The organism is Microbacterium sp. NPDC090003, from assembly GCF_044748385.1.
Classification (GTDB): Bacteria; Actinomycetota; Actinomycetes; order Actinomycetales; family Microbacteriaceae; genus Microbacterium.
Genome location: NZ_JBIVFW010000002.1, coordinates 208,415 through 231,073, shown reverse-complemented (window position 1 = coordinate 231,073; position 22,659 = coordinate 208,415). Strand labels below are relative to the sequence as shown.

The following is a 22,659-nucleotide window of genomic DNA, read 5'->3' as shown; positions in this document are numbered from 1 at the left end:
CTGTCTTTCACGAAGGCGCATCGGGCATTGCTCTTAAGGGCGCTGGGCGATATCGCTTTTGTCGCGGGCGCTCGGGGCCGGATACGACGGCATCCGCAGGGCCGATTCATCCGCGGAAACATGCGGATTTCGAGATTTTCTCGAATTTATCCCATCCGTTCTCCCGGGGGTTCCGAACCACTGTCAACGCCACGGAGAGGCCGCGGCGAGAATGTCTGAAGGAGCTTGAAATGTTCAGCACCAAGAAGAAGGTCACCGCAGCACTGACGCTCACGGTGGCGAGCGCGTTCCTGCTCTCCGCATGTTCGATGGGCAGCGGCGAAAGCACCACCGAGTCCGAGGAGCCCATGGCGCCCGAGAGCTCGCAGTCGTCCGAGCCCATGGAGATGGACCCGGCGGCGAACCTCGTCGGCCCCGGTTGCGCCGCGTACGCCGAGCAGGTTCCGGACGGCGCCGGTTCGGTTGAGGGCATGTCGAAGGACCCGGTCGCGGTCGCGGCCTCGAACAACCCGATCCTCACCACGCTCACCGCAGCGGTCAGCGGACAGCTGAACCCCGACGTCGACCTCGTCGACACGCTCAACGGTGACGAGTTCACCGTCTTCGCCCCGGTCGACGACGCGTTCGCCAAGATCGACCCGGCCACGATCGACGCGCTCAAGACCGACAGCGCCACGCTGAGCTCGATTCTCACGTACCACGTGGTCCCCGGCCAGATCACTCCGGACGACATCGTGGGTACGCACCCCACCGTCAACGGTGCTGACCTCGAGGTCACCGGCAGCGGCGACGAGCTCATGGTCAACGGCGCCAACGTCATCTGCGGTGGCGTGCAGACCGCAAACGCGACCGTGTACCTCATCGACACGGTTCTGATGCCCCCGGCTCAGTAAGAGCGGGAGAGTGCCGACTGGACCCCGGCACGAGGCCTCACATCATCCGGGGAGGGATGATCTGAGGTAACAGAGGGCCGTTGACGATAGCTGTGTCGTCAACGGCCCTCTTTCTGCGCCCTAGACTGGGAGCACGGGCCTCTAGCTCAGTTGGCAGAGCATCGGACTTTTAATCCGCGGGTCGTGGGTTCGAGCCCCACGGGGCCCACCGCATCCCCCTCACCGTTCGGCGGTCGGGAGAGATTCTTCACGAGGGCTTTCGCCCGCACCCGGCGTCACCGGTCGTGTCCCTCCGGAGCGTCGATCCCATCGCGTGAACCCACGATCGCCGTCGCGGGCAGGGCATCCGCCAACTCTCGGCGCACCTCCTCGGTCAGCACCAGGTCGACCGCGGCCGCGTTCTCCTCGAGGCGGCTACGGCGCCGAGTGCCGGGGATCGGCACGACCCCCTCCGCTATCACCCACGCCAGCGCCACCTGCGCGACCGTGGCGCCGAGGCGCCGGGCGATCCGTTCGACCCGGGCGACGAGCATCCGATTCGCCGCGAACGCTTCGGGGGCGAAGCGGGGCAGGTGCCGACGCGCGTCGTCGGGGGCGAGATCGTCGAGACTGCGGATGCCGTCGCTCAGCACACCTCGTCCGAGGGGCGAGAAAGCGACGAAACCGATGCCCAGCTCGTCGGCCGTGGCCTTCTCGCCGTTGCCCAGCACGTCTCGGGAGAAGAGCGAGAACTCCGACTGGATCGCGGCGATCGGATGCACGGCATGCGCGCGCCGTATGGTCGACGCGGAGACTTCCGAGAGTCCGAGGTGCCGCACCTTGCCCTCGCTCACGAGATCGGCCATCGCGCCGATACTGTCCTCGATGGGGACGTTCGGATCGGCCCGGTGCAGGTAGTACAGGTCGATGACATCGGTGCCGAGGTGTGTCAGCGAGCGCTCGCATGCACGACGGATGTAGGCGGGGCTGCCGTTGCGTCCGTGGACGGTGCCGTCGTCGTCGGTCTCCGACGATGCCTTGGTCGCGAGGACGATCTCGTCGCGACGTGCGCCCAGCGCTCTCCCGATCAGCTGCTCGTTCGTGAACGGCCCGTAGGCTTCGGCGGTGTCGATGAAGGTGACGCCCAGGTCGATGGCATGCTGCAGGGTCGCGATCGACTCCTGCTCATCGCTCGGCCCGTAGAACGCGTTCATCCCCATCGCTCCGAGCCCGATGGACGAGACGACGAGTCCGTCGCCGAGGGCGTGCTGCTTCATGATTCCTCTTTCTCGACCACCGCGCGATAGGCGGCGATCTTCTGTTCGATCGCGGCGAGATGCCGCCGCGTGCGAGCGAGTTCGCGCTGCACCTGCCGACGGTGCGCCTCGAAGAACGCGAGGCGCTCGACCTCGGTACCCGGGGTGCGGCTGAGCGCCGCGATCTCGCGGATGCCACTGACCCCCATGCCCGTCTCCCGGAGCATGATCACTCCAGCGATCCACTCCAGATCCGAGCGCCCGTACCGGCGTTGACCACCCGCATTGCGCGGCGTCTCCTCTCGCAGCAGTCCCGCTCGGTCCCAGTAGCGCAGGGTCTCCATCGGGATGCCGAGGGCGGCCGCTGCCTCCCCGATCGTGAAGCCGCCGTCGGGGATGTCGAGGTCGATGTCGGGCATCAGGTTTTCGGCCATGTCCCCATGGTGCACCCCGGCGCGCGCTCCGGGTCAAGCGCATCGATCCCGCCCGCTGCATCCGTGCCGCTATCACCCTCGTCGCGCACTGGCCACCCCCTTCCCGGCATCCGCCCCTCGCGGCAGAGTCGGAGCATCCACTTCCCCCTCCTGAAAGGACGACGACCATGGCGACTCTCACCGGAAACCGCGTGGCATTCCTGGCGACCGACGGCTTCGAGGACAGCGAGCTGACCAGCCCCTGGGAGGCGGTGACCGCCGCGGGCGCGAGCGCGACGCTGATCGCCCCGGCCGCGGGCAGCATCACCGGCAAGAACGGTCACGAGCAGACCGTCGACCTCATCTCCGGCGACACGAGTGCCGATGAGTTCGAGGCGCTCGTGCTCCCGGGCGGCGTCGTGAACGCCGACCACCTGCGGCTCGACGAGGCATCCGTCGCTCTGGCGAAGGAGTTCTTCGCGCAGCACAAGCCCGTCGGAGTCATCTGCCACGGCGCGTGGATCCTCATCGAGGCCGGCGTCGTCGATGGGCGAACGCTCACCAGCTACCCGAGCCTGAAGACCGACCTGCGCAACGCCGGAGCGACCTGGGTCGACGAGGAGGTCGTCGTCGACGCGGGCCTCGTCTCGAGCCGCACCCCGGACGACCTGCCGGCCTTCAACGCGAAGGTCGTCGAGGAGATCGGCGAGGGGCGCCACGAGGGCCAGACCGCCTGACCCGCATCACCATCGGGCCCGGGGCAGGATCAGGCACCTCCCCGGGCCCGATGCCGTCGTACCGCGGCCCTGTTCGCGCAGCGCACCGAGCAGAATCGCTGGCGGCCGTTGCGGGTGACGTCGGCGACGACGTTCGTGCAGGGGGATGCCGCGCAACGCCCGAGTCTGCTCATGCCACGGGTGACCAGGTGGAGCGAGGTGCCGAGGTTGATGATCGCCCGCAGCACGTACGGCAGTGAGGGCACATCATCGCGGTAGTGCAGGTGCCAGCCCTCTCCGTCATGGTTGGTGAGTCGCGGGTACGCGGCCGCCTCCGCGAGCTGGGCGTTGAGCAGCGACGCTCGAGCGTCGGGGTCGGCTTCGTCGACGATCCGGAGCCAGTCGTCGATGACGTCGCGCACGCGGGCATGGTCATCGGCGGTGGGCGGGAACGTCATCGTCATCCCCATCTCGATCGTGCGCTCCTCGATCCCGGCGCGGTCGGCCGGCCAGTCGTTGGCGAGCGAGGTCGCCAGGAGGACCGCGTACTCCCCGTAAGGGTTGAGATGCATAACGCCATTACATCACGCTGGTCTCATGACCACCACGAACACCCTTCCGATCCTCCGTCCGGCTCCCGCCCCGGTGGCGCACGAGCACTCCTGGCTGACGGAGTCCCGCCATGCGACGAGCGAGGGCATCGTCGTCTACGTGCGGTGCGGGACGTGCGCTGCGCGTCGCGTCGATCTACGCCCGTCGAGCGCTACGCCGTCGACCGCTCTGCCGCCGATCGCGATGAGCCGCAGCGTCGGGGAATCGCCGACCGTCAGGCCGTGAGCTCGACCAGCTTTCTCACGGTGCGCAGATTCCGCGCCGTGCCGGCCACTCCCAGCGCGCGATCGAGAACGGCCTTCGTGAGCTTCGACGCATGCACCCCGGACTCGGAGTAGGAGATCCACAGATCGTGCCCGACGAGGGCGATCTCCTCCCCCGGCACCAGACGCTCACGCAGAGCCGCGATCGCGCCCTTCTGCGGAGCGCCCTCGAGGAACATGGCGTGCAGGAGCTTCTCGACCGGATCGGCGAACGGCTGCGACGCCAGGGCGCGAGAGAGAGCGTCGTGCGTGCGCAGGATCACCGGAGTGTCGACTCCGAACTCGTCCTGGATGAGCGACCGCACACTCGCGCAGGCCGCGACCGGATCGGACGGATGCCGACACACGATGTTGCCGCTCGCGATGTACGTCGACACGTCCTCGAGCACCCCGGCGTCGGTCAACGCCGAACGCAGCTCGGCCATCGGCACGCGATTGCGACCGCTGACGTTCACCGCGCGGAGCAGCAGGACGCTGCGACTCACGCCTCGGCGCTCGCGACGAGCTCGGCGCCCGCGTGGGCGAGCTCGATCAGCGCGGCCTCACTCGACTCGGCACCGACGCCCGCGACCAGATCGGTGAGCACCCGCACACGCACCCCGTGGGCGACCGCATCGAGAGCGGATGCCCGGACGCAGTGATCCGTCGCGATCCCCACCACATCGGCGCTGAGCACCCCGGCCGCCGTGAGCACGGCTCCGACCGTCTCGCCGGAATCCGTGACGCCCTCGAACATCGAGTAGGCGGGCAGTCCCTGTCCCTTGCGCACGTGGTGGGTGACGGCATCCGTCTCCAGCAACGGGTCGTACTCGGCACCCGGCGTACCCGCGACGCAGTGCACCGGCCAGGAGTCGACGTAGTCGGGACTCTCGGCGAAGTGCCCGCCGTTATCGCCCTCGGCGTCGTGCCAGTCCCGAGAGGCGACGATCACGTCGTAATCTCCGGCGTGGGCGGCGAGATACGTCGAGACCGCGGCGGCGACGGCATCACCGCCCGCGACCGCCAGCGCACCGCCCTCGGTGAAATCGTTCTGGACGTCGACGATGAGAAGCGCTCTGCTCATGATTCGAGGGTACGCCGTCGGGAAAGGGAAAGCCCCCGTGATGTTCTTCGCATCACGGGGGCTGTCGGAGCCGCTTGTCAGAATCGAACTGACGACCTTTTCATTACGAGTGAAATGCTCTGCCGACTGAGCTAAAGCGGCGTGCGACGGACGAACCGGCGCGATCACCGATATTACCCTGTCTCGCGCTCGCTCGCGAATCGAGGCCGAGTCACGCGCGTGTCACATGCGCGAGTCACGGACGTCACTCGCAGCGGAGACCGTCTTCGGGCACCACGTCGTCGAGGAAGAAGGCCTCCACGGCGTCGTCGACGCATCCGTTGCCCTTGTTGTAGCCGGTGTGGCCCTCGCCCACGCGAGTGACGAGCACACCCTCGTCGAGTTGATCCGCGAGCGCCTCCGACCACTCGTACGGTGTGGCCGGGTCGTTGGTCGTGCCGATGACGAGGATGGGTCCGGCGCCCTCGGCCGAGATCTCCCCGCGGGTTCCCGTGGGCGGGTAGGGCCACACCTCGCACGAGTCGGGCCCGGTCCAGTAGGGCGCGATGGTCGGCGCCCCCTCTTCGATCTTCTTCGTGGTCGCGGCCTCGGCGGCGGGGTCGTCTTCGACCGGGTAGTCCATGCAGTTGTACGCACGGAAGGCCTCGGTCGAGTTGTCGGTGTACGCACCGGCCTCTCGACCGTTGTAGAAGTCCGCCAGCACGAACGCCGTCGCCGGGTCGCCCTGCAGCGCCTCATCGAGCGCCTGCGTGAGGAAGGTCCAGCTGTCCTGCGAGTAGAGGGCGGCGATGATCGCCGTCATGAGCGAGTCGGCGCCGAGCATCCGCCCGTCGCCGTTCTCGAGCGGCGTCCTGTCGACGCTCGCGAGCAGTGCCCCGAGGTCCGCCATGGCGTCGTCCACCGAACCGTTGAACGGGCAGCTCCCGGAGTCGAGGCAGTCCTGCATGTACGCGCGCAGGGCGGATTCGAATCCGAGGGCCTGCGTCGCTCCGACCTCGAGCCCGGGAACCGAGGGGTCGATCGCTCCGTCGAGAACGAGGCGGCCGGCCTTCTCGGGGTAGAGGTTGGCGTAGGTCGCGCCGAGGAACGTGCCGTAGGAGTACCCCAGGTAGTTGAGCTGCGTGTCGCCGAGCACCGCACGGATCAGATCCATGTCGCGCGCCGCGTTGATCGTGGTGATGTACGGCAGGATGCCGTCGCTGTTCGCGTCGCACGCCTCGGCGAACGCCGTGTTCCGCTCGGTGAGCTCGGCCTCCCACTCGGCGCTGCCACGGGGTGAGGTCGGGACGTCGTAGAGGTAGGCGTCCATCTCGGCCGCATCGAAGCAGCGCACCGCCGTCGACTCCCCCACGCCGCGCGGGTCGAAGCCGATGACGTCGTAGTTCTCGATGAGATCGGCGCCGACCGCGTAGTCGAGGCTGTCGCGGATGAGCGCGACGCCGCTGGCGCCGGGGCCACCGGGGTTGGTGAGCAGGGAGCCCATCGGCGTCTGCTCGGACTGGTGCCGGATGATCGAGAGCTCGATCTCCCCCTGTGCGGGATTCTCCCAATCGAGCGGTGCGGTGACCGTCGTGCAGTCGAAGCCGGCGCTGCCGCAGGACTCCCAGGTCAACTCCTGCGAGTAGAACGGAAGGAGATCCTCGGACACGCCGTCGGTGTCGGGCGCGCCGGTCGCCGACGGGCGCGTCGCCGTCTCCTCGGGAATCATCGAGTAGAGGCAGCCGGAGAGCGCCACGGCGGCGACGGCGAGGCCGGCGACGAGTGCGGCGGCCCGGCGGAGGCGGGAAGTCTTGCGGATGTTCACGGTGTCCTCCCGCTCGTGATGGTCACGAGCAAGCTCTCGAGGGCGAGCAGCGGTGCGACGTTTCGCTCCAGCGCCTGCCGGGTGTCGGCGAGGTGGTCGAGTACGACCAGCGTACGGGTCTCTGGCCAGGCTTCCGCGAGCGCGGTCAGCTCGGCCCGCAGTTCACGGTTGATCAGTTCGTCGGTGCGGCCGAACTGCAGCATCACGACGTCTCGGAAGAGCGACTGCATATCGGTGAGCACACGGTCGATGCCATCGCGCAGGCTCCGGGTGGCGCGCTTCTTCTGATCGTCTTCCAGGGCCGAGATCTGGGAGCGCAGCGCCGGTGGGACGGCCTGCCCCTCGGCGACGCCCACCATGCGCAGCAGGTTCGCGCGTTCGGCCGCGTCGCGCTCGGCGGTCAGGGCCTTCGCGTCTTCGGTGGCGGCCTGGATGATGCGTCCGGCGACCTCGACGGCATCGCCCACTCCGCGCACGCCGATCACCGAGCGGAGCGTGTCGTCGCGGCGGCGACGGGCGGCCTCATCGGTGGCGAGTCGCTGCGCCATGCCGATGTGTCGCTGGGAGTGGCGCGCGGCCTGCTCGGCCACGACCTCGTCGACGCCCGTGCGCAGGCTGATCAACCGCGCGACATCGGCGACATCGGGTTCACGGAGCCGCAGCGAACGCACGCGCGAGCGGATGGTCGGGAGCAGATCGGCTTCGCTGGGGGCGCAGAGGATCCACACGGTCTTCTCGGGCGGCTCCTCGAGCGCCTTCAGCAGGACGTTCGAGGTGCGCTCGACCATGCGATCGGCATCTTCGACGACGATGACGCGGTAACGCCCTGCCGACGGGGCGAAGTACGAGCGCTCGACCAGAGCGCGCGCCTCGGCGATGGTGATGATGACCTTGTCGGTGCGCAGCGCGGTCACGTCGGGATGAGTGCCCGCGAGAACCTGCCGCATGGTCGCCTCGTCGTCGGGCCGGTCGGCGATCAGCGCCGCGGCGAAGGCATAAGCGAGAGTGGAGCGCCCGGACCCCGGCGGGCCGGTGATCAGCCAGGCGTGCGACAGCGCCGAAGGATCGGATGCCGCGTCGCGCAGAGTCTCGACCGCAGCGTCCTGCCCCCACACATCGGCCCAGGGGAAAGGGGCGGCGATGGTCTCAGGCATGCACTCAGCCTAATCGGCACCACCGACGCCGACCGCATGCGGTCGTCGAGCTGTGCGGAAGACCCGATTCAGCCCAGGAACGACGCGACCCGTGCACGGATCTCGCCGGCGATCACGTCGACGGGCGAGGAGGCATCGATCACGAGGAAGCGCTCCGGTTCGGCGGCCGCGAGCGACAGGTACGCATCGCGCACCCGACCGTGGAACTCGGCCTTCTCCGCTTCGAGCCGGTCGAAGGGCTTGTCTGCCGAGTCGAGCCGCGTGCGGGCCGTCTGCGGGTCGAGGTCGAGCAGCACCGTGAGGTCGGGCAGCGCACCCTCGGCGGCCCAGAGCGACAGGTCACGGATCTCGGTCGCATCGAGAACGCGGCCCGCCCCCTGATAGGCGACGGACGAGTCGAGGTAGCGATCCTGCAGCACGATGTCGCCCCGCTCGAGCGCGGGACGCACGACCGTCGCGACATGGTGCGCCCGGTCCGCCGCGTACAGCAGGGCCTCGGCGCGCGGCGCGATGTCGCCGCGGTGGTGGAGCACGATGTCGCGGATCAACTGACCGACCTCCGACCCGCCGGGCTCGCGCGTGCGCACGACCTCATGGCCCGTGTCCGACAGCCAGGAGGCGAGCAGATCCGACTGCGTGGTCTTACCCGAGCCGTCACCGCCCTCGAGCGTGATCCAGCGACCGCGGTCTGCGGTCACGAACCGGCCTTCTTCGCTGCCGCGTTCGCGGCGCGGGTCGCGGCCGCCTTCTTCGCCGCCGCCGACCGTGCGGCCGCCTTCTCGGCATCCGTCGGAGCCTTCTTCGCTGCAGCCTTCTTCGCCGGGGCCTTCTTCGCCGGGGCCTTCTTGGCAGGGGCCTTCTTCGCAGGGGCCTTCTTCGCCGCCGCACGCGAGCCGCGCTTGGGAGCCGGGCCCTTCGCGCGCTTGTCGGCCAGCATCTGCACCGCGGTCTCGAACGTGATGTCCTCGGGCTTCTGGCCGCGCGGGATCGTGACGTTGGTCTCGCCGTCGGTCACGTAGGCGCCGAAGCGACCGTCGCGAATGCGGATCGGCTTGCCGCTGACCGGGTCGGCCTCGAACTCGGCGAGCGCGCTGGATGCACGGCGGGCACCGTACTTGGGTTGCTTGTAGATCTCGAGCGCCTGCTCGAGGGTCACGTCGAAGATCTGCGATTCACTCTCGAGCGAGCGCGAGTCGGCGCCCTTCTTCAGGTACGGACCGAAGCGGCCGTTCTGGGCGGTGATCTCGTCGCCGGATTCGGGGTCGACACCGACGACGCGCGGCAGGGTGAGCAGCCGCAAGGCGGTGTCGAGGTCGATCTCATCGACCGACATCGACTTGAAGAGCGAGGCGGTGCGCGGCTTGGGCGCGGCCTCCTTCTTGGCGCCGCGCTTCTTCGGAGCCTCCACGACCTCGCCGGTCGTCTCGTCGACCGCAGCGTCGTCGGACACCGGGTCGCTCTCCTGCACGTAAGGACCGAAGCGTCCGTCCTTGACGACGACGATCTTGCCGTTCTCGGGGTTCTCCCCCAGCACGCGATCGCCGGCGACAGGAGCGTCGATGAGCTCCTGAGCCTTCTTGGCCGTGAGCTCGTCGGGCGCGAGGTCCTCCGGGACGTTGACGATGCGCGGCTTCGCCTCGGGGTTCTCGGGATCGGCGACCTCGAGGTACGGGCCGTACTTGCCGAAGCGCAGGGTCGCGGTGTCGGTGATCGGCGTCGAGTTGAGCGCTCGCGCATCGATCTCGCCGAGATTGTCGACGACCTTGCGCAGACCGACGTGTGCATCGGAACCGAAGTAGAAGCCCTTCAGCCACTCGACGCGGTCCTGCTCGCCGCGCGCGATCGTGTCGAGGTCGTCCTCGAGCGAAGCCGTGAAGTCGTAGTCGACCAGCTCGGCGAAGTGCTCTTCGAGCAGCCGGACGACGCTGAAGGCGAGCCACGTCGGCACGAGCGCCTGGCCGCGCTTGACCGCATAGCCGCGATCGAGGATCGTCTCGGGGATCGTCGCGAACGTCGAAGGACGCCCGATGCCCTTCTCCTCGAGCACCTTCACGAGCGATGCCTCGGTGTACCGCGGCTTCGGCGTCGTGCGGTGGCCCTTGGCCTCGGCCTCGGCGACCGTCAGCTCATCGCCCACGGCGACGGCCGGGAGCGACTGATTCTCGGCGGCATCCGCATCGCCGCGCTTCTCGTCGCGCCCCTCTTCGTACGCCTCGAGGAAGCCCTTGAACGTGTAGACGGTTCCGGATGCCGTGAACTCCGCGACCTGCCCGGCGGCGTTCACCGCGATCGTGACGGTCGTCGTCTCGTACTTCGCATCGGCCATCTGGCTGGCGACGGTGCGCTTCCAGATCAGGTCGTAGAGGCGCTGCTCGTCACGGTCGAGCTCGGACGAGAGAGAGGCGGGTGTGCGGAAGTTGTCGCCCGAGGGACGGATCGCCTCGTGGGCCTCCTGCGCGTTCTTGCTCTTCGACTTGTACACGCGGGGCTTGAGCGGCACCGCGGAGTCGCCGTAGAGCGCGACCGCCTGGCTCCTCGCCGCCTGCACCGCCTGGGTGCTCAACGACGTGGAGTCGGTACGCATATAGGTGATGTACCCCTTCTCGTAGAGGCGCTGGGCGACGCTCATCGCCTGCTTCGCCCCCATCGAGAGCTTGCGTCCCGCCTCCTGCTGCATCGTGGAGGTGGTGAACGGGGCATAGGGGCTGCGCGTACCCGGCTTGGCCTCCACCTTGGTCACCGTGCCGGCGCCGGCCGATTCGACGGCCTGGGCGAGCGCCTGCGCCTTGGCCTCGTCGAGGACGACGACGGCCTTCTTCAGGGCACCGCGGTCGTCGAAGTCGGTACCCCGGGCGAGCTGCCCGCCGTCGACGCGCACGAGGCGGATGCGGAACGACGTGCCGGCGGCCGCGGCCGCGGCGTCGACGTCCCAGTACTCGGCGGAGACGAACGCCATGCGCTCGCGTTCCCGATCGACGATCAGACGGGTGGCGGCGGACTGCACACGGCCGGCCGAGATGCCGGTCTTGACCTTGTACCAGAGCACGGGCGAGACATCCCAGCCGTACAGGCGGTCGAGGATGCGTCGGGTCTCCTGCGCATCGACGAGCGCGTGGTCGAGCTCGCGGGTGTTGCCGACGGCCGCCTGGATCGCGTCCTTCGTGATCTCGTGGAAGACCATGCGCTTGACGGGAACCTTGGGCTTCAGGGTCTCGAGCAGGTGCCAGGCGATCGCCTCGCCCTCCCGGTCCTCATCAGTGGCGAGCAGGAGTTCGTCGGCGGTCTTCAAGGCGCGCTTGAGTTCGGCGACCGTCTTCGTCTTGCGATCGGAGACGACGTAATAGGGGTCGAAGCCGTTCTCGATGTCGATCGAGTACTTTCCGTAGGCCTCCTTGTCGGCGGCCGGGATGTCGCGCTTGTCGGCGAGGTCGCGGATGTGGCCGACGGAGCTGAGCACCTCGTAGCCGTCGCCGAGGTATCCCTGAATCGACCGCATCTTCGTCGGGGACTCGACGATGACGAGCTTCTTGCCTTCAGCCAAGGGGGCGTCCTTTCTTCGAAGCACACCATACACACCCCTGCTATCCGGGTGTGTCGCAGTGAGGAGGTACGTTCTGCCGTCATTCGCCCTCGGGTGGCCCGGCGCGGGCTCGGGAGACGGCAGCGACTCCAGCGTACGCCGACTCCACCTGCACGGTCGCCACGAAGCCGTCGATCGAGCATCCGGTGAGGGTCGCTCCCGCAGCCCCGGCCACCCGCGCCGCGACAGCACAGGGCTCTTCGGCGACGACCACGGCACCGCTGACCGCGTCGGCCGCGGCGAGCGCCGCCGCATCGGCCGCGCCGGCGACTCGTTGCGCGGTCACGGCGGCGCCGCCGACCGCGGCGAGTCCGAGGGCGAGGCCGGCCGTTGTCACCAGGACGCCGGTGGCGAGCGCGGATCCGGCCATCAGAGACCACCCGCCAGGGCGCAGCTCGATGCCTGCAGCGGCACCGTGAGGAGATTCCCGACGGCCACCTCGGCGTGCGCCGTCACGCAGACGAGGTCGCCGGAGTGGGCGGACGACATGGTGGCACCCGGCGCCGCACGCGCTACGGCATCGACGGCGCGCCCCGCGTCTTCGCCTCGCCCGAGGAGGCGGGCGGCATCGGCCGCCGCATCCTGCAGAGAAACCTGACGCGAGGCGGCGCCGAGCGCTCCGACGCCGAGGGCGAGGACGAGCACGACCGCCGGCAGCGCGAGAGCCAACTCGGCGGCGACCGATCCCTGGTCGCCGCCGAGCCGTGAGAGTCGGAATCGCGGCATCACGCCACGGTCAGCGCCCGGCGCACCAGGTCGGTGAGGATACCGCGCACCTCGTCGGAGCGCATGATGACCACGAGCAGACCCGCGAAGGCCACGGCGGCCATCGTGGTGATCGCGTACTCGGCCGTCGCCGCTCCGGTGTCGTCGCCGAACAGCGATGCGGCCCGACGCCGGTCGAGTGGGGGAAGTGCGTGCATGATGTTCCTTCTTTCTGGTGTGACGCGGTCGCGTCGTCGTTCCGCTCATATCGGGAGCGGTGTGGAGGTCAGGACGCTGAGGAGCATCGGCGCGACGCCCAGCAGCAGGAAGGCGGGGAGCGTGCAGACGCCGAGCGGGAGGAGCAGCCGCGTCGAGAGGCGCGACGCACGCAACCTGCCCTCGACCCGCGAGGCGTGGCGCTCCTGAGCAGCCGACGCCCGGAGGAGCTCGATGGCGGGGACGCCGGCGGCGCGCGACAGTTCGAGCACGTCGGGCACGCGGTCCTCTCTCCCGTGCGACACCGCACCGACCGCGTCGAGGAGTCCCAGAGCGCGGTCGATCGAGGCTCCGCCCGCCAGGGCCACGGCGACGAGTTCGGCGCGCATGCCCGGTGTTCCCGGCGACGGCCGCGCACGCCGGAGCAGGCGCGCCGTCCAGGCCCGCGCGAGGAGCACGAGTCCTCCCCCGACGATCACGCAGGCGGCGCCGATCGGGTTCCGAGTGATCACCCCGATCGTGTCGAAACCGAGCGCGAATCCGAGGAGCAGACCGGCGAGTGGCATCCACAGCAGCAGGCGCGCCGTGCCGGCGGGTTCGGCGAGAGCGATGCGCACGTCATCGGCGGCGGACGCGGCGTCGCGCAGCGTCTCGGCGAGCGTGCGCAGCACCTCGGCGAGCGGTGCGCCCACAGTGGTCGCGATCTCCCAGGCCGCGGCGAGATCGACCCACACCCCTCCCTCCGCCTCGATCGCGTCGGCGATCGGCTCACCGGCGTCGATGCGCGACACGATGGCGATCGCGTGACGGTCACCGGTCTCGGCGAGATGCCGCCAGGCGACGGCCGGCATGGCCCCCGCCTGCAGCAGCACGGCCAGCGTCTGCACGGAGGTCGCGGCATCCGCATCGTGCGCTCCGTCGCGCGTCCGCCGTTTCACCACGGCCGTACCTCCTCGATCGTCAACCGGTCGCCTGCGAGCGCAAACACCCCGGCCTGCGCGATGCGCCTCGTTCCGCCGGGATCGCGCACGAGGTGCAGCACGGTGCTGAACGCGCTGACCGTCTGCCGCGCGAGCGCCGTGGCGTCCATCCCCGCGAGTGCCCCGAGCGCTTCCAGTCGCGCCGGCACATCGGTCAGCCCGCTCGCGTGCAGGGTCCCGGCACCGCCGTCGTGCCCGGTGTTGAGCGCGGTGAGGAGTTCTCTGATCTCCTCACCGCGGCACTCGCCCACGATCAGCCGATCCGGCCGCATGCGCAGCGACTCCCGCACCAGACGCGCCAGGCTGATCCCTCCCGCGCCCTCGAGGTTGGCCTGCCGCGCCTCGAGGGCGACGTGGTGCGGATGCCGCGGCCGCAGCTCGGCGACGTCTTCGATCGTCACAAGGCGCTCGGAGTCCGCGGCCTCCGAGAGCAGCGCGGAGAGCAGCGTCGTCTTGCCCGTGCCCGTGCCGCCGGTGATCAACAGATTCGCCCGCTCACGCACCAGGCTCGTGAGCCATCGCTGCATCCGCGCATCGAAGCAGCCGAGCGCCGCGAGCGCATCGAGGTCGGCGGCGCGCACCCGCGGGATACGGATCGAGATCGCGGTGCCACTGGCCGCCACGGGGGCGAGCACGGCGTGTACCCGGATGCCGGAGTCGAGCCGCACGTCGACGCACGGTGACTGGTCGTCGAGATGACGCCCTCCGAGCCCGACGAGCGCGACCGCGAGATCGCGGACCTCGCGCTCGGACGCCCGCCACGTGGAGACGGGCTCGGCACCGTCGCCCCGATCGAGGAAGAGCCCTCCGTCGCCGTTGACGAAGAGGTCGGTGACGGCGTCGTCGGCGCAGTGCTCGGCCAGCATCCCGAACGCGGGGTCGATCCGCAGCGGGGCCGGCGAGACCGGCGCAGAAGCGCCGTGCGGGCTCTCGGCGCCCCGGGGCTGGAGGATGAACGGATCGGCCATGCCCCGACGCTAGGCAACGGGTGGGACCCCGCTCTTCCACGGATGCGGTCGCTGTGCAGAACCCGCGGCATCGCCGCGCCGTGCAGAACCGATCGCGGTGCCTCGCGCCGACGAGAAAGGCGGCACCTCACGGGGGGAATGAGGTGCCGCCCGGGGCGGGCGCCGATCGGGGGAATCGGGCGCGCCAAGGCCGGAATGAGTATTCGGCTGAGGTCGAGTGTACGCAAGGCAACCGTCCTGACAAAACCGACGCGACTACCGACTTTCGGCAGTATTGATCCCCCGTGCGCGAGACTAGATTCGCCCTGTCCCGGACGCACCACCCGGGATCGACCCCAGCCGCAAAGGAGCGTCTGCCGATGAGCAGTCAGATCGACCATCTTCTCGATGAGAACCGCCAGTTCCCGCCGTCCGAGGAGTTCGTCGCCCAGTCGATCTCCTCCCCCGAGCTCTACGAGCGCGCCGCCGCCGACCGCGAGGGCTTCTGGGCCGATCAGTCGCGCGAGCTGCTGCACTGGCACACGCCGTTCACCCGGGTTCTCGACTGGTCCGCCCCGCCGTTCGCCAAGTGGTTCGACGACGGTGAACTCAACGTCGCCTACAACTGCCTCGACCGTCATGTCGAGCAGGGAAACGGCGACCGTGTCGCTCTGCACTGGGAGGGCGAGCCCGGCGACAGCCGCAGCATCACCTATGCCGAGCTGACCGACGAGGTCAAGCGCACGGCCAATGTGCTCTCCGATCTCGGCGTCGGCCAGGGCGACCGCGTCGCCATCTACCTGCCGATGATCCCGGAGGCCGTCGCCGCGATGCTCGCCGTCGCGCGTCTCGGCGCCATCCACTCGGTGGTCTTCGGCGGATTCAGCGCCGACAGCCTGCGGGCGCGCATCGACGACGCCGGCGCCAAGGTCGTCATCACGGCGGACGGCGGCTACCGCAAGGGTCGCGTCTCGGCGCTCAAGCCCGCCGTCGACCAGGCACTGAGCGACCGCGGTGACGGAGAGCAGCTCACCGTCGAGCACGTGCTCGTCGTGAAGCGCGGCGGCAACGAGGTCGAGTGGGTCGAAGGGCGAGACGTGTGGTGGCACGAGGCCGTACCCGCGGCATCCGCCGATCACACCGCCGAGGCATTTCCCGCCGAGAATCCCCTCTTCATCCTCTACACGTCCGGCACGACCGGGAAGCCGAAGGGCATCCTGCACACGTCCGGCGGGTACCTCACGCAGGCCGCATACTCGCACAAGTACGTCTTCGATCTGCACGCCGAGAGCGACGTCTACTGGTGCACGGCCGACATCGGCTGGATCACCGGGCACTCCTACGTGACCTACGGTCCGCTCGCGAACGGCGCGACGCAGGTCATCTACGAGGGAACACCGGATGCCCCGCACCCCGGTCGCTGGTGGGAGATCATCGAGAAGTACAAGGTGTCGATCTTCTACACGGCACCGACCGCCATCCGGTCGTTCATGAAGATCGGGCGCAGCGTCCCGCAGAAGTTCGACCTCTCGTCGCTGCGCGTGCTCGGATCGGTGGGAGAACCCATCAACCCCGAGGCCTGGATGTGGTACCGCGAGGTCATCGGCGGGAACCGCGCGCCCATCGTCGACACCTGGTGGCAGACCGAGACCGGCGCCATCATGGTGTCACCGCTGCCGGGCGTCACCGCCACGAAGCCGGGGTCGGCGCAGGTGCCGCTCCCCGGCATCCGCATCGATGTCGTCGACGAACAGGGCGAGGACGTCGGAAACGGCAACGGCGGCCTGCTCGTGGTGACCGAACCCTGGCCGAGCATGCTGCGGGGCATCTGGGGCGACCCGGAGCGCTTCCGCGAGACCTACTGGGAGAAGTTCGAGGACAAGGGCTACTACTTCGCCGGCGACGGCGCGCGCCTCGACGACGACGGCGACCTGTGGCTGCTCGGGCGCGTGGACGACGTGATGAACGTCTCGGGCCACCGCCTCTCGACGGCCGAGATCGAGTCGTCGCTCGTCGCCCACGAGGCGACCGCCGAGGCGGCCGTCGTCGGTGCGTCCGACGAGACGACGGGCCAGGCGGTCGTCGCCTTCGTCATCATCAAGGAGAGCTATCTGGCAGCGCACGATCCCGCAGGGCTCGCCCAGCAGCTGCGCCTGTGGGTCGGCGAGCAGATCGGAGCGATCGCCCGGCCGCGTGACGTCTACATCGTGGGCGAGCTGCCCAAGACCCGCTCGGGAAAGATCATGCGCCGCCTGCTGCGCGACGTCGCCGAGGGCCGCGAGGTCGGCGACACGACGACCCTGGCCGACACCGCCGTCATGACGATCATCTCGTCGCAGGTCAAGTAGCTCCGAGATACGAGAACGCCCCTTCCGATTCGGAAGGGGCGTTCTCTCGACAAGCGGATGCTCAGGCGAGGACGAAGGTGACCTCGACCTCGACGGGGCTGTCGAGCGGCAGCACGGGCACGCCGACGGCGGCGCGGGCGTGACGGCCGGCGTCGCCGAAGATCTCGCCGAGCACCTCGCTCGCGCCGTTGATGACACCGGGCTGGCCCGAGAACTCGGGAACGGATGCCACGAACCCGCCGACGCGCAGGACGCCGGCGATCCGGTCGACACCGCCCGCGGCATCCGCGGCAGCGGCGAGCGCGTTCAACGCGCACGTGCGGGCATAGGACTTCGCCGCCTCGGCGTCGACCGCCGCGCCGACCTTGCCGGTCGCCGGGAGGGCGCCGTCGGTGAACGGCAGCTGGCCGGACGTGTAGACGAGGCCCGAGTGCACGACGGCGGGCACGTAGGCGGCGACCGGGGCGGCGACGGCGGGCAGCTCGATGCCGAGCTCGGTCAGTCGTGCGGAGATGCTCATGCGGCACCGCCGTCGAACTGGCGGGCGGCCTGCGCCGCGGCCGCGAGACCGGTGTCGTTGGAGCCGTCCTGCGTGACCGGGCGCTTGAAGTAGGCGACGAGTCCGCCTTCGGGACCCTGCACCACCTGGACGAGCTCCCAGCCCTGCTTGCCCCAGTTGTTGAGGATCGCCGCGGTGTTGTGGATCAGCAGCGGCGTGGTGAGGTATTCCCACGTGGTCATGGCACTCCATCGAATCGTCGTGCGGGCGCGGCGGACGAACGCGGGCCCGTCAAAGGCGGTATTCAGGGAACTCCCCTACGATCAAGCGTATGCCTCAAAAGAACCGTACGGTGAAAGGCGTGCTCGGCGGTCTGCTCGGGCTCGTCGGCCTGAGCGCCGTCGCCGGCCTTCTTGTCACCACCAGCGTCACGCCCGTCCTCGCGATGGCCGGCATCGCCGGCAACAGCGCGGTGACGCTGTTCGAAGACCTCCCCGCGAACCTCGACGTCAACGCGCCGATGGAGCAGTCGACGATCTACGCGACCGACCCGAACACCGGCGAGAACATCCCGCTCGCCTCGTTCTACGAGCAGAACCGCGTTCCGGTGACGTACGACCAGCTCTCGCCGACGCTCATCAACGCGATCCTCTCGAGTGAGGACAAGAACTTCTACAGCCACGGCGGCGTCAACCTCGGCGCGACCGTGAAGGCAGTCATCGACAACCTGCGCAAGACGTCGAGCCGCGGCGCGTCGACCATCACGCAGCAGTTCGTGAAGAACGTGCAGATCCAGGAGTGCGAGCAGAAGGCGGATGCCGCCTCCGAGACCTATTCGGAGGACCTGCAGCAGTGCTGGCTCGACGCGACCAACGCCAAGGGCGCTGACGGCATCGAGCGCAAGCTGCAGGAGATGCGCTACGCCATCCAGATCGAGAAGACCTCCTCGAAGAACGACATCCTGCTCGGCTACCTCAACATCGCGAACTTCGGCGGAACGGTCTACGGCATCGAGGCCGCCGCCAAGTACTACTTCTCGGCCTCCGCGTCGAACCTCACGATCGCCCAGGCCGCGACACTGGCCGGCATCGTGCAGAACCCAAACAACCTGCGCATCGACCGCACCGAGGGCGAGAACTCCGCGGCAGACGGCTACGCCGATACTCTCAACCGCCGCGACTACGTGCTCGGCCGCATGCTCGCGGACGGCAAGATCACCCAGGCCGAGCACGACGAGGCCAAGGCCTCGCCCATCGAGCCCAAGATCACCCCGACCGTGCAGGGATGCGCCACCGCCGGCCAGAACGCGTACTTCTGCCAGTACGCCAAGTCGATCATCGAAAACGATCCGATCTTCGGCGAGACCCGCCAGGACCGCAGCGAGCTGCTGCGTCGCGGCGGCCTGAAGATCTACACCACGCTCGACCTGCGCGTGCAGGGACCGGCCGCGCAGGCCATGGCCGACAACGCGCCGGGCAACATGGACAACCAGTACTTCGGTGCCGCCGGCGTCTCGCTCAACACCTCGAACGGCAACATCATCGCGATGACGCAGAACACGACGTTCAGCGAGACGAAGACCGACGACCAGGCGTTCACCTCGCTGGTCTTCGCGGGCGACAAGACGCACGGCAACTCGACCGGGTTCCCGGTCGGATCGACGTACAAGCTCTTCACCCTCATCGACTGGCTCGAGAAGGGGCACTCCGTGAGAGAGACGCTCAACGGATCCGTGCAGAGAAGCCTGAAGATGAACGTGTGCGGCGGAACGCAGACGATCAACACGTCGGAGATCGGTAACTTCGGCGGCAACCGCGGATACACGAGCAATGTGCTCAACTTCACCGCACAGTCGCTGAACAGCGGGTTCTTCGCGATGGCCGCCAAGCTCGACATCTGCGACATCAATAAGGTCGCTGATCGTATGGGCGTCACGTACGGCACCGGTGAGAAGGTCACCGACTCGAACGTGCCGTACGACGTGCTCGGACCGAAGAACATCTCCCCTCTCGCCATGGCCGCCGCCTATGCGACCGTCGCCAACGGGGGCACCTACTGCGCCCCCCGCGCGATCGAGAAGGTCCTCAACGCCGACGGCACCGAGCACCCGATCCCACCGGTCGCGTGCAAGGAGGGCGTGATCTCCCCGGAGGTCGCCGCGACCGCTGCCTTCGCGCTGCAGGGCGTCATGGCGAGCGGCGGTACGGGCTCACGAGCCAACCCCTTCGACGGAACGCCGATGATCGGCAAGACCGGTACCCACAACCGCTCGGGGACCATGATGATCGAGTCGAGCACGAAGGTCACCACCGCGGTGTGGGCCGGACGCTGGCAGGGTGAAGCGAACATCTTCCAGGTCCCTTCGCAGCTGGGTGGACTTCTCAACGAGATCCGCTACCCCATCGCACGGGCGGCACAAGCGGCCGCGAACCAGCTCTACATCGGAGAAGCGTTCCCGCAGCCTGACCCGAACCTCTCCCGCCAGATCCTCACCGACGTGCCCAGCGTCGTCGGGATGACGATCGAGGAGGCGACCGCCGCCCTCGAAGGTGCCGGATTCACGGTGTCGGTGGGAGCGCCCGTCGACGGCGCACAGGCGACCAACATCGTCGCCGCGCAGGATCCGGCCGGCCAGGCCCCGACCGGCGCGACGATCACGATCTCGCCCAGCAACGGGCAGGCGACAACGGTTCCCGCCGACCTCATCGGCAAGTCCCGCAGCGCCGCACAGGCATCGCTCTTCGCTGCTGGGTTTACCGAGTTGCAATTCGATACGTCCTGTAACGGCGGGGGCAAGAAGGTAAGCAGTACCGATCCCGCTCCAGGATCCGCTGCCAGTAAGACCACGACCGTGACCGTGGTCTGCGAGTGACCCGCACCTCTTCGGTGCACCCGGCCCTCATCGCGCTCGGCGCGGTGGGGGCCGTGGGCGCTGCGGCCGCGGTCTGGGGAATCGGTATCGAGCGCTACCTGTTCACGGTGCGCGAGGTCGAGGCATCCGCTCTGCCCGCCGGCTCCGCGCCCCTGCGCATCCTGCACCTGTCCGACGCCCACATGGCGCCCTGGCAGCACCGCAAGCAGGACTGGCTCGCCTCGCTCGCGCAGCTGAAGCCCGACCTCATCGTGAACACCGGCGACAACCTCGGGCATCGTGAGGGTCTCGACGGGATCCGCCGAGCGTTCGACCCGTTCGCGGGCATCCCCGGAGTCTTCGTGCACGGCTCGAACGACGTCAACGAGCCCTCGCCGCGCAACCCGCTCAAGTACTTCACCGGCCCGTCGAAGCACACGAGCGCCCCGAAGCTGCTCGACACCGACGCGATGGATCGCTACTTCACCGACGAGCTCGGCTGGACGGGGCTCGACAACACCGCCGCTCGACTGTCGGTCGCGGGGCGCGACATCGACCTCTTCGGCGTGAACGATGCTCACCGCGACTGGGACCGCCTCGACGATCTCCCCGCCGCGATCGCGGCGCTCGGCGCGGCACCAGCGGGCACTCCGGTGCTCGGCGTCACCCACGCCCCGTACCAACGGGTGCTCAACGGGTTCATCGACCTCGGCGCCGACGCGATCCTCGGCGGCCACACGCATGGCGGCCAGGTGTGCCTCCCCGGATTCGGCGCCCTCGTCGCGAACTGCGACATCCCGTTGAAGCAGGCCAAGGGGCTGAGCACCTGGACGCACGACGGCCGCGCCGTGCCGCTCAACGTCAGCGCGGGCTGCGGGCACTCGATCTACGCCCCGGTGCGCTTCGCCTGCCGGCCGGAGGCGACACTGCTCACGCTCACCGCGCGGGCCTGAGCGCTCGATTGGGCGCTCGCGACTTTTCCTTGTAGACTCGGAGGGTTGCAAAACGGGGTGTGGCGCAGCTTGGTAGCGCGCTTCGTTCGGGACGAAGAGGTCGCAGGTTCAAATCCTGTCACCCCGACCAGTAACACCGGAAAGGCCGCCCTGCGGGGCGGCCTTCTCTGTACCCGACCGCGGATCGAAGGGACGGCATGGGCTCGCTCCTCCCCCCGCCGCGTCGCCGCACGCGCGCCTGGGCTCTGGGCCTCGGCCTCCCGTTCCTCGCCGGACTCGTGGCGCTCACGCTCACGCCATCGCGCGTCGAACAGCGCCTGCCCAATCTGCTCGACCTCGTCCTCTCGACCGCGCACCGCCTCGGCTGGGCGTCACTCGATTTCACGCGCCTCGAGATCCTCGCGAACGTGGTCGTCTTCGTGCCGGTCGGCATCCTGGCGTTCGTGCTGCTCCCCCGCCCGGTCTGGGGGCTCGCCTTCCTCGTCGGTCCCGCGATCTCGATCGGCATCGAAGGGTTCCAGCGTCTGGTGCTCCCGCACAGGGCGGCGACCGTCTCCGACGTGCTCGCGAACTCGACCGGAGCGACGATCGGCGTGGTCCTGGCCGTGTTGTCCACACTCCTCGTCGCTGCGCTCTCCTCGCCCCCGCCCTCTCGTAGGCTGGAAGCATCATGACCGCGCCCTCTCTCGTCGCCTTCGACCTCGATGACACGCTCGCCACCTCGAAGGCGGCGATCACTCCGCGCGTCGCCGCGCTGCTGCAGGCCCTGCTGCACCGGGTCGATGTCGCGATCATCTCCGGCGGCAACGAGACGCAGTTCCGCACGCAGGTCATCGCACAGCTGAAAGATGCGGATGCCGCCGAGCTCGGCCGACTGCACCTCCTACCCACCTGCGGCACCCGCTACCTGCGCCACGACGGCACGGAGTTCGCCACCGTCTACGCGCACGACCTCACCGACGACGAGAAGTCGGCCGCCCTCACCGCCCTGCGGGAGGAGGCCGAGCGCCTGAACCTGTGGGAGGCCGAGCCCTGGGGCGACATCCTCGAGGACCGCGGCTCGCAGATCACCTTCTCGGCCCTCGGGCAGCGCGCGCCGAGCGACGCCAAGCACGCGTGGGACCCGACGGGCACGAAGCGCGCCGCACTGCGCGACGCCGTCGCCGCCCGCCTCGCCGGCCTCGAGGTGCGCTCGGGCGGGTCGACGTCGATCGACATCACCCGCGCCGGCATCGACAAGGCATTCGGGATGACACGCCTCGCCGACCTCACCGGCATCCCCCTGACCGACATGCTCTTCTTCGGTGACCGCCTCGACGAGGGTGGCAACGACTATCCCGTGCTCGCGATCGGCGTGCCCTCGGTCGCGGTCGAGGGCTGGGAAGACACGGCCGACAAGCTCGACGCCCTCCTCCCCACGCTCTGAT

24 protein-coding genes and 3 tRNA genes are annotated in these 22,659 nt (G+C 69.0%); 10 read left to right on the top strand and 17 right to left on the bottom strand.

Going from position 1 to position 22,659, the window contains the following annotated elements:
- The first annotated feature begins 230 nt into the window (after positions 1-230).
- Together ACIPVN_RS14005 and ACIPVN_RS14000 are read left to right on the top strand one after the other, a co-directional pair.
- Positions 231-893 (top strand): fasciclin domain-containing protein, encoded by a 663-nt coding sequence (locus ACIPVN_RS14005; protein WP_400443900.1) that lies wholly within the window; start codon positions 231-233, stop codon positions 891-893.
- Positions 894-1,028: 135 nt separating this feature from the next.
- Positions 1,029-1,101, top strand: a tRNA-Lys gene (locus ACIPVN_RS14000).
- A 67-nt stretch (positions 1,102-1,168) separates the two neighbouring features.
- On the opposite strand, the gene ACIPVN_RS13995 is transcribed toward ACIPVN_RS14000, so the two are convergent.
- Complete coding sequence (locus ACIPVN_RS13995) at positions 1,169-2,149, bottom strand: aldo/keto reductase (RefSeq protein ID WP_400443897.1); 981 nt, start codon at positions 2,147-2,149, stop codon at positions 1,169-1,171.
- Positions 2,146-2,562: a MerR family transcriptional regulator gene (locus tag ACIPVN_RS13990; RefSeq protein WP_400443894.1), complete on the bottom strand. Its 417-nt coding sequence runs from the start codon at positions 2,560-2,562 to the stop codon at positions 2,146-2,148. Before ACIPVN_RS13990 ends, ACIPVN_RS13995 begins: the two co-directional genes overlap by 4 nt.
- A gap of 167 nt (positions 2,563-2,729) precedes the next feature.
- On the opposite strand from ACIPVN_RS13990, the gene ACIPVN_RS13985 reads away from it, so the two are divergent.
- Entirely contained in the window at positions 2,730-3,278 is a 549-nt protein-coding gene (locus ACIPVN_RS13985; RefSeq protein WP_391478850.1) for a type 1 glutamine amidotransferase domain-containing protein, read from the top strand.
- A 29-nt stretch (positions 3,279-3,307) separates the two neighbouring features.
- On the opposite strand, the gene ACIPVN_RS13980 is transcribed toward ACIPVN_RS13985, so the two are convergent.
- Positions 3,308-3,829: a CGNR zinc finger domain-containing protein gene (locus ACIPVN_RS13980; RefSeq protein WP_400443890.1), complete on the bottom strand. Its 522-nt coding sequence runs from the start codon at positions 3,827-3,829 to the stop codon at positions 3,308-3,310.
- 25 nt (positions 3,830-3,854) lie between these two features.
- Here ACIPVN_RS13980 and ACIPVN_RS13975 point away from each other — a divergent pair, with 25 nt between their 5' ends.
- Positions 3,855-4,094, top strand: coding sequence for a hypothetical protein (locus tag ACIPVN_RS13975; protein ID WP_400443888.1), 240 nt, complete (start codon positions 3,855-3,857; stop codon positions 4,092-4,094).
- Here ACIPVN_RS13975 and ACIPVN_RS13970 read toward each other — a convergent pair.
- The 12 genes from ACIPVN_RS13970 to ACIPVN_RS13915 all read right to left on the bottom strand — a co-directional run bounded on the left by ACIPVN_RS13970 (position 4,084) and on the right by ACIPVN_RS13915 (position 14,602).
- On the bottom strand, positions 4,084-4,617 hold the full coding sequence (locus ACIPVN_RS13970) for a DUF1697 domain-containing protein (RefSeq protein WP_400443885.1): 534 nt from the start codon (positions 4,615-4,617) through the stop codon (positions 4,084-4,086). The two genes, ACIPVN_RS13975 and ACIPVN_RS13970, sit on opposite strands and share 11 nt — an antisense overlap.
- On the bottom strand, positions 4,614-5,195 hold the full coding sequence (locus ACIPVN_RS13965) for an isochorismatase family protein (protein WP_400443883.1): 582 nt from the start codon (positions 5,193-5,195) through the stop codon (positions 4,614-4,616). Before ACIPVN_RS13965 ends, ACIPVN_RS13970 begins: the two co-directional genes overlap by 4 nt.
- Positions 5,196-5,263: 68 nt before the next feature.
- Positions 5,264-5,336 (bottom strand) — tRNA-Thr (locus ACIPVN_RS13960).
- Positions 5,337-5,439: 103 nt separating this feature from the next.
- Positions 5,440-6,999, bottom strand: coding sequence for an alpha/beta hydrolase (locus ACIPVN_RS13955; RefSeq protein ID WP_400443880.1), 1,560 nt, complete (start codon positions 6,997-6,999; stop codon positions 5,440-5,442).
- Positions 6,996-8,153: a DNA polymerase III subunit delta' gene (locus ACIPVN_RS13950; RefSeq protein ID WP_400443877.1), complete on the bottom strand. Its 1,158-nt coding sequence runs from the start codon at positions 8,151-8,153 to the stop codon at positions 6,996-6,998. Before ACIPVN_RS13950 ends, ACIPVN_RS13955 begins: the two co-directional genes overlap by 4 nt.
- Before the next feature lie 68 nt (positions 8,154-8,221).
- Positions 8,222-8,851 carry a dTMP kinase gene (gene tmk / locus ACIPVN_RS13945; protein ID WP_400443875.1) on the bottom strand — a complete coding sequence of 210 codons (630 nt, stop codon included), beginning with the start codon at positions 8,849-8,851 and terminating at the stop codon, positions 8,222-8,224.
- A complete protein-coding gene (topA, locus tag ACIPVN_RS13940) occupies positions 8,848-11,694 on the bottom strand; it encodes a type I DNA topoisomerase (RefSeq protein WP_400443872.1) in 2,847 nt (948 codons plus the stop codon). Before topA ends, tmk begins: the two co-directional genes overlap by 4 nt.
- 79 nt (positions 11,695-11,773) lie before the next feature.
- Positions 11,774-12,103 (bottom strand): helicase, encoded by a 330-nt coding sequence (locus tag ACIPVN_RS13935; RefSeq protein ID WP_400443869.1) that lies wholly within the window; start codon positions 12,101-12,103, stop codon positions 11,774-11,776.
- A complete protein-coding gene (locus tag ACIPVN_RS13930) occupies positions 12,103-12,459 on the bottom strand; it encodes a TadE family type IV pilus minor pilin (protein WP_400443867.1) in 357 nt (118 codons plus the stop codon). The genes ACIPVN_RS13935 and ACIPVN_RS13930 overlap by 1 nt, the downstream gene beginning before the upstream one ends.
- A complete protein-coding gene (locus ACIPVN_RS13925; protein WP_400443865.1) occupies positions 12,459-12,656 on the bottom strand; it encodes a DUF4244 domain-containing protein in 198 nt (65 codons plus the stop codon). The genes ACIPVN_RS13930 and ACIPVN_RS13925 overlap by 1 nt, the downstream gene beginning before the upstream one ends.
- A 45-nt stretch (positions 12,657-12,701) precedes the next feature.
- Positions 12,702-13,595 (bottom strand): type II secretion system F family protein, encoded by an 894-nt coding sequence (locus ACIPVN_RS13920; protein ID WP_400443862.1) that lies wholly within the window; start codon positions 13,593-13,595, stop codon positions 12,702-12,704.
- Positions 13,589-14,602 carry a TadA family conjugal transfer-associated ATPase gene (locus tag ACIPVN_RS13915; RefSeq protein WP_400443859.1) on the bottom strand — a complete coding sequence of 338 codons (1,014 nt, stop codon included), beginning with the start codon at positions 14,600-14,602 and terminating at the stop codon, positions 13,589-13,591. Before ACIPVN_RS13915 ends, ACIPVN_RS13920 begins: the two co-directional genes overlap by 7 nt.
- Before the next feature lie 359 nt (positions 14,603-14,961).
- Here ACIPVN_RS13915 and acs point away from each other — a divergent pair, with 359 nt between their 5' ends.
- Complete coding sequence (acs, locus tag ACIPVN_RS13910) at positions 14,962-16,929, top strand: acetate--CoA ligase (RefSeq protein ID WP_400443856.1); 1,968 nt, start codon at positions 14,962-14,964, stop codon at positions 16,927-16,929.
- 61 nt (positions 16,930-16,990) lie between these two features.
- Here the strand turns inward: acs and ACIPVN_RS13905 are convergent, their stop codons facing one another.
- Both ACIPVN_RS13905 and ACIPVN_RS13900 read right to left on the bottom strand, forming a co-directional pair.
- Positions 16,991-17,449, bottom strand: a complete 459-nt coding sequence (locus ACIPVN_RS13905) for a RidA family protein (RefSeq protein ID WP_400443854.1) — start codon at positions 17,447-17,449, stop codon at positions 16,991-16,993.
- Positions 17,446-17,670, bottom strand: coding sequence for a hypothetical protein (locus tag ACIPVN_RS13900; RefSeq protein WP_400443851.1), 225 nt, complete (start codon positions 17,668-17,670; stop codon positions 17,446-17,448). Before ACIPVN_RS13900 ends, ACIPVN_RS13905 begins: the two co-directional genes overlap by 4 nt.
- Before the next feature lie 89 nt (positions 17,671-17,759).
- On the opposite strand from ACIPVN_RS13900, the gene ACIPVN_RS13895 reads away from it, so the two are divergent.
- From ACIPVN_RS13895 to ACIPVN_RS13875, 5 genes are all read left to right on the top strand, one after another.
- Complete coding sequence (locus ACIPVN_RS13895; RefSeq protein WP_400443848.1) at positions 17,760-20,300, top strand: transglycosylase domain-containing protein; 2,541 nt, start codon at positions 17,760-17,762, stop codon at positions 20,298-20,300.
- Positions 20,297-21,232, top strand: coding sequence for a metallophosphoesterase (locus ACIPVN_RS13890; RefSeq protein ID WP_400443845.1), 936 nt, complete (start codon positions 20,297-20,299; stop codon positions 21,230-21,232). Before ACIPVN_RS13895 ends, ACIPVN_RS13890 begins: the two co-directional genes overlap by 4 nt.
- A gap of 53 nt (positions 21,233-21,285) precedes the next feature.
- Positions 21,286-21,362 (top strand) — tRNA-Pro (locus tag ACIPVN_RS13885).
- Between the two features lie 67 nt (positions 21,363-21,429).
- Positions 21,430-21,906: a VanZ family protein gene (locus ACIPVN_RS13880; protein ID WP_400443842.1), complete on the top strand. Its 477-nt coding sequence runs from the start codon at positions 21,430-21,432 to the stop codon at positions 21,904-21,906.
- Complete coding sequence (locus ACIPVN_RS13875) at positions 21,903-22,658, top strand: HAD-IIB family hydrolase (RefSeq protein ID WP_400443839.1); 756 nt, start codon at positions 21,903-21,905, stop codon at positions 22,656-22,658. Before ACIPVN_RS13880 ends, ACIPVN_RS13875 begins: the two co-directional genes overlap by 4 nt.
- The last annotated feature ends 1 nt before the right edge of the window (position 22,659 follow it).